The sequence below is a fragment of the Novosphingobium sp. genome (assembly GCF_036733805.1).
GTDB lineage: Bacteria > Pseudomonadota > Alphaproteobacteria > Sphingomonadales > Sphingomonadaceae > Novosphingobium.
Genome location: NZ_DAIMZT010000004.1, coordinates 93,186 through 106,212, shown reverse-complemented (window position 1 = coordinate 106,212; position 13,027 = coordinate 93,186). Strand labels below are relative to the sequence as shown.

General features: G+C 65.3%; 8 protein-coding genes. All 8 read right to left on the bottom strand.

Annotation, left to right across the window (positions count from 1 at the left end):
- Positions 1-158: 158 nt before the first annotated feature.
- Positions 159-479 (bottom strand): thioredoxin, encoded by a 321-nt coding sequence (trxA, locus tag V7D69_RS02355; protein WP_333604980.1) that lies wholly within the window; start codon positions 477-479, stop codon positions 159-161.
- A gap of 76 nt (positions 480-555) precedes the next feature.
- Positions 556-4,047: a double-strand break repair helicase AddA gene (addA, locus tag V7D69_RS02350; RefSeq protein ID WP_333604979.1), complete on the bottom strand. Its 3,492-nt coding sequence runs from the start codon at positions 4,045-4,047 to the stop codon at positions 556-558.
- Positions 4,044-7,028 (bottom strand): double-strand break repair protein AddB, encoded by a 2,985-nt coding sequence (addB, locus tag V7D69_RS02345; RefSeq protein WP_333604978.1) that lies wholly within the window; start codon positions 7,026-7,028, stop codon positions 4,044-4,046. Before addB ends, addA begins: the two co-directional genes overlap by 4 nt.
- Positions 7,021-7,746, bottom strand: coding sequence for a nucleotidyltransferase family protein (locus V7D69_RS02340; RefSeq protein WP_324063978.1), 726 nt, complete (start codon positions 7,744-7,746; stop codon positions 7,021-7,023). Before V7D69_RS02340 ends, addB begins: the two co-directional genes overlap by 8 nt.
- The gene (locus tag V7D69_RS02335) at positions 7,743-8,741 is read right to left on the bottom strand and encodes an aminoglycoside phosphotransferase family protein (RefSeq protein WP_324063977.1); all 999 of its coding nucleotides are present in this window, start codon (positions 8,739-8,741) and stop codon (positions 7,743-7,745) included. The genes V7D69_RS02340 and V7D69_RS02335 overlap by 4 nt, the downstream gene beginning before the upstream one ends.
- The gene (tsaE, locus tag V7D69_RS02330; RefSeq protein WP_333604977.1) at positions 8,738-9,184 is read right to left on the bottom strand and encodes a tRNA (adenosine(37)-N6)-threonylcarbamoyltransferase complex ATPase subunit type 1 TsaE; all 447 of its coding nucleotides are present in this window, start codon (positions 9,182-9,184) and stop codon (positions 8,738-8,740) included. Before tsaE ends, V7D69_RS02335 begins: the two co-directional genes overlap by 4 nt.
- Positions 9,181-11,535, bottom strand: a complete 2,355-nt coding sequence (locus tag V7D69_RS02325) for a PAS domain-containing sensor histidine kinase (protein WP_333604976.1) — start codon at positions 11,533-11,535, stop codon at positions 9,181-9,183. The genes tsaE and V7D69_RS02325 overlap by 4 nt, the downstream gene beginning before the upstream one ends.
- A gap of 80 nt (positions 11,536-11,615) precedes the next feature.
- On the bottom strand, positions 11,616-13,025 hold the full coding sequence (gene ahcY / locus V7D69_RS02320) for an adenosylhomocysteinase (RefSeq protein ID WP_333604975.1): 1,410 nt from the start codon (positions 13,023-13,025) through the stop codon (positions 11,616-11,618).
- Between the last annotated feature and the right edge of the window lie 2 nt (positions 13,026-13,027).

Below are 13,027 nucleotides of genomic sequence, written 5' to 3'. Positions count from 1 at the left end.
CCAAGCCTGTCCGGTTCAGGCCCCCACACGCCGGCCGCACTGCTGCCTGCCTGCCACCCTCCCGGCACGACCCCCGCACTCGCCAGCGGGCGATTAACTGTGTCCTTCCCCCTCCGCGATCTTGTGTGTGGAGGAGGGGGAAAGCTCTGTCAGGCCGATCAAAGCTCGCCTTCGAGCCAGCCCTTGAGAGCGTTCTTCGGCGCCGCGCCCAGTTTTTGCGCCACCGGCTTGCCGTCCTTGAACAGCACCATGAGCGGGATCGACTTGACGCCGACCTGGCCGGGGACGTCAGTATTGGCCATGATGTCCATCTTGGCGATGGTCACCTTGTCCGCCAGCTCTTCGGCGATTTCCTCAAGGGCCGGGGCGATCATCTTGCACGGGCCGCACCAGTCAGCCCAGAAATCAACCAGCACGGGCTTGTCGGACTTGAGAACGTCAGCCTCGAAGCTGGCATCGGTGACGGCAATAGTGGACATGGACGACTCCTCGGATCTGTGTTTGCCCGCAATCTAGAGACGAAAGCGCGCGGCGCAACGGCGCGCGCCGAAAGCATTACTCGCTGCAGGCCAAGTCCGGCTTGTAAGCGGCCAGGACTTCAGCGGAAAGCACGATCAAGCGGGGAGCGGTGGTGTAAAGCAGCGCCGCTTCCACTATACGGCCGGGGAAAGTCGCTTCGAGCGCGGCGGCATAAGCGCCCATTTGCCGCAGCACACCGGGCGGCACGGTGTCCATCGATCCCGGCGGACGTCGCGCGGTCTTGTAATCGATCAGGCGCACGCGCTCCGGGCCCACGATCAGGCGATCGATCGTGCCGGCGATGACCTGCCCGCCAACCACCGCGGCGATGGGCACCTCGGCAAGACTGCCGGGCGCGAAAAGGTCTGCCCAGTCGGATTGGGAAAGCACGGACAGAGCGCTTCTCAAGACAGCCTCCCGTTCATTGTCCGAAAGGCCCGCCCCGTGACGGGCAAGCCAGGCGCGACCCGCTTCGCCCCGCACATCGGCGGCAACCTCCGGCAATCGTTCAAGCAGCTTGTGCATCAGCGTACCCCGCAAAGCGGCATCCCGTCCAGCGCCGGGCGGAGACGGCGGATCGGCCGCGTCCTCCTCGCCCAGAGAAGAGGGAGCAAGCGGACGCGGCGGACGCGGCTCCGCAGGCGGCGCCCGCTCCAGCCACGAAGGCAGCGGATCGCGCAGCGGCAATGGCGGCGCGGCATTCTCGGGCGGCAAGGGGTCGGACAAGGTTCCATGCTCGCAGCGCGTGCCCCAGATCGGGTCCTCCACTTCCGCGCTGTCTGGGAACAGTTCGCGAAGCCGAGCATACCAGCTCTTAGGCGGCGGCCCCTCCCGATCCCGGCGGCCCAGCGCGCCACCGACGAAGAGCGCCTCCTCGGCGCGCGTCATGGCGACATAGAGCAGGCGCCAGTGCTCCTCCTCATCGGCCCGGCGATTGATCTCGATCCGTTCAGCGATGCGGCCCTGCTTCTCCTCTTTCGAGAGCGGCGGCAGCGGAATCAGGCGCGTCTCGTTCGCGGGATCGGGCAGATCCAGTCCGCGGTCGCGCGCGCCTTCGGGATTGCCGGCGGCATCGGCCAGGATCACGATCGGCGCCTGCAGGCCCTTTGAGCCATGGACTGTCATCACGCGCACAAGACCCGTCGCATGATCGGCCTCTCGCTTCAACTCTCCGTCCCCCGCGTCGAACCAGGCGAGGAAGCCCGCCAGGCTCGCCGTACCGGTGGCGACGTAAGCTCTTGCGGCGTTTATGAGTTCATCGATCGGATCATTCGCCTCCATGCCGAGCCGGGCGACCAGACGGCGACGGCCCTGCCACGGCCCAACCAGAAGCCAGTGCAACAGATCCTGCGGCGGCTCATAATCCGCCAAGGCCAGCAGATCGCCCAATTGCTGCAGCACGGCGGCGACCTCCGGTTCCCGGGAGCGACGTAAGTGCTCCCACAGATGAGTGCGACCCTCCCGCCAGCCATGGCGCAGCAATTGCTCCTGGCTCCAGCCCACCAGCGGCGAAACCAGAAGGCCGGCAAGATTGAGATCATCCAATGGCTGCACCGCGAAGCGCAGCGCCGCGACAAGATCCTTCACCGCCAATGGCGCACCCAGGCGCAGGCGATCGACACCCGCCACCGGCACCCCTGAGGCATGCAGGCGCGCGACGATCAGACCGGCAAGTTCCTTGCGCTGGCGCACCAGCACCATGATATCGCCTGCGCCCGCCCGGCGCGGCTTGCCCTTGACCAGAGTGAAACCGGGACCGTGCGGATCAAGCCAGATTTTGATCTGACGCGCAATATTATCCGCCATTTTGCGGTCCGGACGCGAAAGCCAGGTCTGCGCGGCGCCTTCGTCCTGCTCCTCATCTTCCTCGCCCTCTTCCGGCAATTCACTGGCCGGTCGCCACAACGCCACGTAACCCGGCCGGTCCTGGCCCTCATGCGGTTCAGGCGCACGATCGAGCCCGAAGCTTTCCGGACCGATGCCGGCAATCGCCCGGTCCACGAAATCGAGCACTTGCTGCGCAGTGCGGAAGCTGCGGTCCAGCCCCAGTTCGATCAACCTCTGCGTCCGCGAATTGCTGCGCAGCATTTCGGCATTTTCCGCCGCCTGCAACATTTCGCGCCGCACGCGGTCTGCCGCGCGGCGGAAGTTTTCAGGGCTGGTGCCCTGGAACCGAAAGATCGCCTGCTTGTAATCGCCCACGACAAACAGCGTGCGCATGGTTTCGCCCCGCTGGCCCAGCCCGGCCCAGAACTCTTCGGCCATGGCGAAGATGATGTCCCACTGCGCCGCGTTGGTGTCCTGCGCCTCGTCCACCAGGATGTGATCGAAGCGCCGGTCCAGCTTGTAGCGAATCCAGTCCGCCTGCGCCTTATTGCCAAGGAGATCGGCAGCGCGGCGGATCTGGTCGTCGAAGTCGATCAGTCCTTCGCGCTGCTTCGCCTCGTCCCAGGCGAGCGCAAAGGCCCTGCCCAGTTGCAGGGCCGGAACGAGGCGCCCGGCCAGCGCCAACAATGCCGTCGCCGCGCGCACCCCGGCCAGGCATTCGATGACGCGCGCACAATGATCGGCATAGGCCGGATCGATCTTTTCCAGCGAAGTGCTGGAACGCGGCTCTCCCTTTTGAGTCAGGAAGACGCCGGCCACGGTTTCTATATCCGCCAGACGTTGCGCCCCGTCGCCCAGCAGCCACTGGCTGATCGCGTCGACGGCGGCAAGGCCGGTCCTGCTGCCCCACTCGTGATGGATCTCCATGCACCGCCGCAGCGAACGGACATCGAACTGTATATCGCTGCACATCTCGGCCAGCCAGCCGGCCTCGGCACCGTCCGGCAAGCCGAGCAGGCGCAGCACGTTGGCGCGCATGTCGCCGGCCTGCCATCCCCCTCGCCCGATCCAAGCGTCCCGCGCCGAAGCGCAACGCAGCAGGAATGCGACCACCGCGTCAGCGCCATGGCGCAGCGAAAGTTCCTCCACGGCCTGCAGCAATTGCGGATCGCCCAGCGCGTCGCGCTCGGCATGAACCAATAGATCGGCAAGCACCTGTCGCGCCAGCAGCACACGTTCGCGATCCTCCATCGGGCGACTGCCGGGGATCAGATCGGCTTCCTGCGGAAAAGTCGCCAGCAACCACTGCGAGAAGGCGTGAATGGTGTCGATCCGCAAGCCTCCGCCGGGGCAATCGAGCACTGCCGCGAACAGGGTGCGCGCACGAGCAAGCGTTGCCGGATCGCTCGGCGCACCGATGGCGTCGAGCCGTGCGAACAGCTCGGGTTCGCTCAGCCGCACCCATTGCGCGAGCGTGCCGTTGATCCGCGCGGCCATCTCCGTCGCGCCCGCCTTGGTAAAAGTCAGGCACAGGATCTGCGAGGGCTCTACGTCCGGCTGCAGCAAAAGCCGCAGCACGCGGGAGGAGAGAACCTGCGTCTTGCCGGTGCCGGCAGAGGCGGAAAGCCACACCGTCTCGCGCGGATCAACGGCTTGCCGCTGATTGCCGTGCAGCGGATGAACGGCGGCCCCGCCGCTCATGTCGCATCCCCTCCTTGGTCTCCCAAAGACGTGACCCATTCATCCAACCGCATCAACTGATCGTAATCGGCGTAACTGCCAAGTTCCGGGTTGAGGCGAGCGGTGAAAGGTTCATGGCCCAAAATCCATCGGTCAAGCGCATCGCTAAGGAAAAATTCGGTCAAGGGAAGGAAGGTGTCGGGCTCGATGCCGGTGCGCTTGCGATCCACTTTCAACGGCGTCTCGATATAACCGAGATCGTCCTTCTTCTTGCCGAGCGACCAGTATTCGAAGGCCGTCGCCTTGCCGGCCGCGCTCTTGAAACCACCGGCTTGCGCGATCAATCCGATCAGGCCGAGTTGCAAGGCAAAGCCTTCCTCGACGCGCCGACCTGACGGCGGCTTGCCGGTCTTGTAATCGACCACGCCGAGGGTGCCGTCCGGCATCCGGTCTATGCGGTCAGCGCGTCCGTGAATGCGCACGTCGCGATAAAGCATATCGCCAGATTGCTCGACCGCGATGACGCGGCGTCCCTGCTCTTTTTGCGCAGCAATTTCGGTGTCGATCCAATCAAGCGCCTTAAGCAGGCGCGGCCGCCAGAGCGCGCGCATCAGCGGATGAGCGCTCATCTCGTCCAGCACTTGCTCAGCAATGGCGTGAAGACCGCCAGGCGGGCCGCCCGCCTTGTGCCAGCGTTCCAGAATGGCGTGAACAGCCGTGCCCTGCCAGGCCGGCGTCGGTTCGGCATCGAGAGTGTCAAGCTTTCGCAGACGCAGAATGGCGTTGGCGTAGAACTGGTAAGGATCCCCCCGCAAGCGGTCGAGACCGGTCACGGAGACGGCCACCTTGCGCTGCTCCGCCGAAGGCATCGGTTGCGGCCGGGGATGCGGCGGCACTGGCGCAGCATCGTCCAGCAGCCGCGCAAGCCGCAGCACCTCTGTCTCCACATGCCGCTCTGCCTGATCGCCGAGCATAGCACGCACGCGCAGCACGAAACGCGAGGGGATCACCGGGCCGCCTTCATCCCGCTGCGCCCAGCTCAGCACCACTTCCGGCGCGCCCAGCGCAGCGGCGAGATCGTGCGCGGCAAGGCCGATGCGGAAATCCGCGCCCGGCACTCTAAGCGCGCGCAGGACGGCGGGGGGCAGAAGCGAATCCTGCGCCGCGCCCGCAGGCCAGACGCCCTCGACAAGCCCGCCGCAAATGACCAAGTCCGCCCGGCTCATGCGCGCTTCGAGCAAGCCATAGATGGAAACGCGCGGGTGCCCGCCCCAGGGTGGACGCACGGCGCTGCGGTCCATGGCATCGCGCAGCACGGCATGAAGCTCGCGCGGATCGAGCAGTGTCGCTGCATCTTCCGCCGACCGGCGCAAATCCTCAATGAAAGCACCAAGCGCTCGGCCATCCGGTCCGTTCCAGACGGCCTCGCCGCAAAGTGCTTCCGCGGCATTGACCGTCGCTGCGAGCATCGCGCTAAACGGCTGCGCTCCGTCCCAGGCCATGAGCGGGGCCAGCGTGGCTTCGACACCAGCCCACCATTCGCCAAGCCCTTGCTCACCGGCAATGGTAGCCAACGGCGCGAGGCCGGGCCCCGGACGCGGCCCGCGCAGCGCGAGGTCCAGCTTGCGTGCATGATCCAGCCAACGCGCGCGCGCTTCCCCGCCTCCAGCCAGCGGATGGACCAGCAAGGCGATCACGGGCACCGGCGCGGCCTGCTCTGCGATCACCTCAGTCAGGAGCAGCAGCAAGCGGCCGGCGGCCGTCTGCGGCAAAGGGCGCCCCGCCGTGTCATCAGCCTCGATGCCCCAGCGCCGCAAATGCGAAACGACGCGCGCGGCCAGGCCCCGGTCCGGCGTCACCAGCGCGACGCGCCGTTCAGGCACTTCCAACGCCTGCCGGATCAGTATGGCGACAGCTTGCGCCTCCTCCCCCGGATGCGCGCATTCCAGCAACCGCACGCCGCTCAGGCGCCGATGCTCAGGCTTCAGCTCCGCCCACGCGGCCGAGGCGCGCGGCGGCAGGAACAGATTGGAGATCGCTCTGCTGCGCTCTGGCGGCGCGGCCGACATGCCTGAACGATGCCACGACTGCACTTCCTGGCGCGCGACGCCCATGCGGTGAAGCAGAAGCTTGAGATGGTATTGCGGATGAGTCACCGCGTCGTTTCGGCCGAACGGCGGATCGTCCTTATCAGCCGGTGCGCCGGCGGTGCCAAGCTCCTCCCAGACCTCTTGCGAAAGCGAGAGGTCAAGGTCCGGCAGGATCACGCTTCCGCGTTCCAGTTCGCTCACCACGCGGAGCAAACCGGCGAGCGCGGGCGAGGCGCTGGTCACGCCGGCCGCGACGATAGGATGAGGCGGCGGGGCATCGCGCCAGCGGCGAGCGGCATGTTCGAACAGCCGGTTGCGCCGTTCCGGTGCGTCCACTTCCCCTTGACGCGCAAGTTCGGCGAGCCAGTGTTGCTGCACTGTCAGGAAAGTGCGGGTATTGTCCGTCCAGTGACCGGCAAGCTCGCCCACGATGCCGATCACCTTTTCCGAGATCAGGTCGATCGGGGCGATGCCTTCCACGAGGAGCCGATCCATGGTGCGCCCGATTTCCCACGCGCGGCGCAACAGGGCAGCGTCCTTGCCGGCCTTGCCTCCTTCCGCTTCGCGCAAGTAGTGGGCAAGGCGCAGCCAGCGCCGGGTCGGGTCAGCGGCGGGCGGAATACCCGCGACGCCCAGAGGATCGAGCAATGGCCCCAGCGTCTCGTCCAGATCGAGGTCGCCCACCACCACCATGCGCGGCAGCAAGAGGCCCGGCGTGGAATTGGCCCCCGAATACCTGACGAATGCCTCGATGACTGTCCGCTCGACGCGGCGGCTCGGCAACAGCAAGGTCAGCCTGGCTAGGCCGAGGTCCGCCTGCGCATAACGCGGCGCCAGGCCCGCCACCAGGGCATCCGCGAAACCGCGGTGAGCGGCGATCGAGAAAACTTTCGGACCGGCCCTTTCAGGCACGGGTCATCCATTCCTCCGTCGGCCTGATCGCCGCCGGCTCTCCCACTTCGAACCACAGGCCCATATGCGAGATGCCGTAAAGCCGGCCTTCCTCGATCGCCCGGCTCCACAAGAGATTGGTGGAGAACGGCTCTTGTGGCGCGTCTCTCAGCAGGCGATGCGAAACGAGCTGGATGCCGGTGTAAATGAACGGGGCCACATGCCCGCGCCTGCGCCGCGTCACCCGTCCTTCCGGATCGAGATGGAAATCGCCCTCGCCCCGGTAATTCAGCGCGCGCGTATGCGGCACGACCAAGAGCAGCGCATCCATCCGCTGCGGATCCCATACCTGCGAAAGTTCGCTGAAAACGTCGTTCGGGCCGTCCAGCCAAATATTGTCGCTGTTGAGGCAGAAGAACGGGTCAGGCAGCAGCGCCGCCGCCTTGAGCATGCCGCCACCCGTCTCAAGCAACTGGTCACGCTCATCCGATACGCTGATCCGTGGCGCCCGGCCGCGCACTTTCAGATGCCCTTCTAACGCATCGGCCAGATAGTGGACGTTCACCACGGCGTGATCGACGCCTGCGCTCTCCAGCTTGTCCAGCGCATGGTCGATCAGCGATTTGCCCGCGACACGCACAAGCGGCTTTGGCTGCGTGGCGGTGAGCGGGCGCATCCGCTTGCCCAGGCCCGCGGCCAGGATCATCGCGGTATCGCTAGCGAGCGGTTTCCCAGTCATGCCTCGAAACGTCCCCCCAGGCTCTCGCGCAGGGCGGTCGGGACATTGGCGTCGAACCAGGCCGCCACGGGCGCCAGCGCCGGATGAGCGAGGTCGCGTTCTAAAAGCGCCCAGACGCGCGGGATCAGCTCCAGGTAACGCGGCTTGCCGTCGCGACGCCAGAGGCGCACGAAAATACCGACGATCTTGGCATTACGTTGCGCGCCAAGCCGGGCGTAGTCAGCAAGGAAAGTATCCTTGTCCACTCCGGCGGCGCGCACGTAATGATCGATCATCCTCGCTTCCAGTTCCGGCGGAACGTCGCGGCGGGCGTCCTGAAGCAAGGAAACCATGTCGTAGGCGGGATGCCCCACCAGCGCGTCCTGAAAATCAAGGAGGCCCTGCTTCTCGAGCGCGCCCAGCAGCATGATGTTTTCCGCGTGATAATCGCGCAGCACGGTCACGCCCGGACGCTGACGGGGCAGCAGGTCGCCCAGTACCGCTTCCCACGCCGCGCTGAAGCCGCCGGCATCCACATAGAGGTCACGTGCGGTACAGTACCAATCGGTGAACAGCCGCGCCTCGCGCTGATACTCGCTCATCGAATAATTGAGGAAAGGCCCCGGCGGCAGATCGTGCAGGCGCACCAGCGCATCCACGGCGGCAGTGTAGATCGCCGTTTCATCGTCAGGCCACTGGTCAAGGTAGTCGCGCATGCGCGCCGTTCCGAAGTCTTCCAGAAGCACCAGGCCGCGCGCGGCATCGTCGGCCAGAATGTGCGGCGCGCGCATGCCGTTGGCATCCAGCCAGCGCGCGGCGCGCAGGAACGGGCCGGGGTCCTCATTCGGAGGCGGCGCGTCCATCAGCATGGCGGTTTTGTCGCCCGGCTTGCGAACGCGAAAGTAGCGGCGGAACGAGGCGTCGCCCTGCAGCGGCTCGACCGTGGCGCCCGCCCAGCCGGCAGCGGCGAGGAATACGTCCAGATCGGCGGGAAGATCATGCGGAGTCGGCGTCATCGTGGCATCCGCCCTAGCCAATCGGCCCCGCCTTCGACAATGGCGATCCTGCCGTCGTCCGCAATTTCCAACGTTATCGAGAGGCAGCCCGGCTCATGCGCGAAACCGCCCGCGTGATCGGGCCATTCGGCGATCAGCACGGCCCCTTGCCGATAATCGTCAAGCCCGATCTCCTCCGCCTCTTCCGGACGCGCAAGCCGATAGAAATCCGCGTGAGCCAGCGGCAGTCGTACAGCGGGCGGCGCATAAGGTTCGACGATCGAGAAACTGGGCGATGGAACTTCTCCGGAAAATCCCAGGGCCGCAATGATCGCGCGGGCCAGCGTGGTCTTGCCCGCACCGAGTCCGCCGGACAAGGCCACGACATCCCCCAGTCGCAAGGCCCCGGCGATAGAGGCGCCGAAGCGCTCCATCGCGGCAAGGTCGCTCAGAGCAATCCTCACGGCAGCTCAACGAATGCGCTGGTGCCCTTGCCAGGCTCTGATTCGAGCCTGAGCGAGCCGCCGTGCGCCTCGATCAACTGGCGCGCGAGCGGCAGGCCAAGGCCCTGACGGCGCTCCACGCTCTTGCCGTCCGCGCTGACCTTCATCCCGTCCAGCGCCAGCGCCAGGCTGCGGCTGTTCATACCCGCTCCATTATCCTGGACGAGAATCTCGACCAGATCGCCGTCTCCGGCTTTGCGCCGGGCCATGCGCACGAGAATGCGCCCGCCGCGCGGACTCGCGGCAATGGCGTTATCGACTAGGTGCCCGATGGCCCGCGCGAGGCGGCGCCGGTCCGCCTGCAGCGGGCGAAGCAGTCCGTCGGCCCGCAGGTCCAGCGTCAAGCCGGCCTTTTCAAGCCGCGCGGCGCGTTCCTCCACCACGCCGCGCACAAACGGCATGACATCGATCTCTTCCTTCTTGAGCGGAAGCAGACCGGCCTCGCTCTGCGAAAGATCCAACAGGCTGTCGATGTGCTCGCCCAGTTCTCCGGAGGCTTCGAGGATCGAGCTGATATAGTCCCTGCCCGCGTCATTAAAGTCGCCGCCAAGGCCCGCCTGCAGCATTTCCGCGAAGCCGCCGATCGAATTGAGCGGATTGCGAAGCTCGTAACTCATGTTGGCCAGAAAACGGGTCTTGATGGCGTCGGCTTCGATCAACGCGGCATTGCTCTCGCGTAGCGCGTCCTCAACCTTCTGAGAATCGGTTATATCCAGCACCGCCAGAAGACCATTGCCGTCCGGCAAAGGCACGCCTGCAAATTCCAGCATCCGTCCATCGGCAAGAGCAATGCGCCCGCCGCGCTCCGTACGATCCAGCGTTGCCGCTTTCACCACATTGCCCACCAGTTCCGCCTCGTCCGGCTTTTTGAGACGGGGAGCGATCTTGCCGAGCAGATTTTCGATGTGGGGATGCGTGTCGAGGAACTCGCTCTCCAGCCCCCAGTCAGCGGCGAACCGCCGGTTCCAGAGCTGCATTCTGCCATCCGGCGCAAAGACCGCAATCGATTCGAACAGGCTGTCGAAAGTCGCCGTGCGCGTGCGCAGCAAGGTATCGCGAATGGCCGACAGGCGAAGCTGCTCGGTCCGGTCTTCGACGATAAGCAACAAACCCCCGTCCGGGACGGGCTGCGCAACGATACGCAAATGTGTGCCGTTCGGCAGCGACCATGCCTCTTCCTGCGTATCTTCCGAAGAGAACCACGCCGCCTTCTCCCTTCGCCACACCGGAAAGTCGCGTACTTCAGGCACGCGGCCGGCGTCCCGCGCTGCGTCAAGCAAACGCTCCAGCGCCGGCTGATCCTGCATGTTGCGCGCGGAAAGGCGGAACAAGCGCTGGAACGGCTGGTTGGCGAAAGTCAGTCGCCGCTTCGCATCGAACTGCGCCACCCCTGCGGAAAGTTGATCCAGCAACGCCCGCTGAGCATCGCGGAACGCGCGGAAGGAGCGGGACATCTCCTCCATATCCTCGATATCGACCGCGTAACCGGCGATCCCGTCTTCGCCGAGCGGCAGATCGCTGACACGCAGCGCGCGGCGCTGGCCACCAATCGTCGTGTGGACGACGCGTTCGATCGGCGCGTTCTTGGCTGATGCCTGCCGGGCGACTTGCGCGGGGGTAAGCCCCTCGACCGTTTCGATCAGTTCCACCCGGCCAGCCACCACCGCTTCGGCGCTGGCTGCGCCCACAGCGGTCACATAAGCGGAGTTGACCAGTTGCAGTTCGCCGTCGGCGCGGCGGAACCACATCGGCATCGGCGCGGCTTCGATCAGTGAGACCAGGGCATGGAAATCCCCCCTCGCCCGCGCCGCTTCCTCACGCAGGCGGTTGAGTTCGCTTTCGCTGTCGCTGAAATCGAAAACCCATACCAAGGCCGCGCCACCGGGCGAAACCTGCGGGTCGGCAAGATGTCCGCGCAGAGCCAGGCTGCGCGTCGATCCGTGAGGCGTGGCCACCATGCGGAACGGCGCCGCCGTCTTCTGGCAACGACGCACCGCTTCGGTCAGTTCCTCCAGCTTTTCCTTCGGCAGACCGCGACCCTTGCCATCCAGTTCGGAAAGGTATTGGGGGACCGCGTCCAGGCCAAGCCATTGCGCCAGCCGGAGGCTTGCCTCGATTCGTCCGTCAGAGCGCACCAGCAAGGGCAGCGCCGGCGATTCCTCCACCATGCGGCCGAGGCGTCGGGCGGAGCGAAGCTGGTTTTCCGTGCGCCTTTCCCGCGCGCGCGCCGACAGTACGGCCCACGCCGCCGCGACCGTCCAGGCAGCCAGCAGCAAGCCGATCAACAGCGGCAGGAAACGCGCAACAATCATGACAACCGGCTATGGTGCCGACTGCGTGCCATGACAATGGGGGGAAGGCACCGTCAACGGTGCAATCCCCCAAACTGTCGTCAATAGCGATAATGTTCGGGCTTGAACGGGCCCGCTTCCGGCACACCGATGTAGCTCGCCTGCTTTTCCGAAAGCCTGGTGAGCTTCACGCCCAACTTCTCGAGATGCAGCGCCGCCACCTTTTCATCGAGATGCTTGGGCAACACATAAACGCGATTCTCATACTGGTCAGACTTGGTGAACAGCTCTATCTGCGCCAGCACCTGGTTCGTGAAGCTGGAACTCATCACGAAGCTGGGGTGGCCGGTCGCGCAACCCAGGTTCACCAGGCGTCCCTTGGCCAGAATGATGATTTGCTTGCCATCGGGGAAAGTCACCAGATCAGTTCCCGACTTCACTTCGAACCAGTCATAATTGCTGAGCGCGGAAACCTGAATCTCGCTGTCGAAGTGGCCGATGTTGCAAACGATCGCCTTGTCCTTCATCGCCGCCATGTGCTCGCCGGTGATGACGTCAACGTTGCCGGTCGCAGTCACGAAGATGTCGCAGCGCTTCACCGCTTCTTCCATGGTGACGACTTCATAGCCTTCCATGGCGGCCTGCAGCGCGCAGATCGGGTCGATTTCCGTGACCATCACGCGCGCGCCGCCCTGGCGCAGAGATGCGGCCGATCCCTTGCCGACATCGCCGAAGCCGGCCACGCAGGCAACCTTGCCGGCCAGCATCACGTCTGTCGCGCGGCGGATCGCATCCACCAACGATTCCCGGCAGCCGTAGAGGTTGTCGAACTTCGACTTGGTGACCGAATCGTTCACATTGATGGCGGGGAACGGCAGCTTGCCGTCCTTAGCGATCTGGTACAGGCGGTGAACGCCAGTGGTGGTCTCTTCCGAAACACCCTTGATCGCCAGGACCGAGCGCGAAAGATAGCCGGGACGCGCCTTCACGAACGCCTTGAGCGCGCGACAGAACTCGATCTCTTCGGCATTCGTCGGCTCGAACAGGGCATCGCCGGCTTCGATCCGCGCGCCCCACAACGCGAACATCGTAGCGTCGCCGCCATCGTCCAGGATCATGTTGGCGGTCTGCCCGTCACCCCATTCAAAGATACGGCCGACATAGTCCCAGTAATCGGTGAGGCTTTCACCCTTGATCGCGTAGACCGGAATACCCTTGGCGGCGATCGCAGCTGCGGCGTGGTCCTGAGTCGAGAAGATATTGCAGGTGGCCCAGCGCACTTCTGCGCCCAGAGCAACCAATGTTTCGATCAGCACCGCGGTTTGGATCGTCATGTGCAGCGATCCGGTGATGCGCGCGCCTTTCAGCGGCTTTGCCTCCCCGAACTCCTGACGCAGGGCCATCAGGCCGGGCATTTCCGTTTCGGCAATGGCGATCTCGGCGCGGCCGTATTCGGCCAGCGAGATATCGGCAATCGCATAATCGTGAGCGGCGATCTGGGCTGTGGCCACGG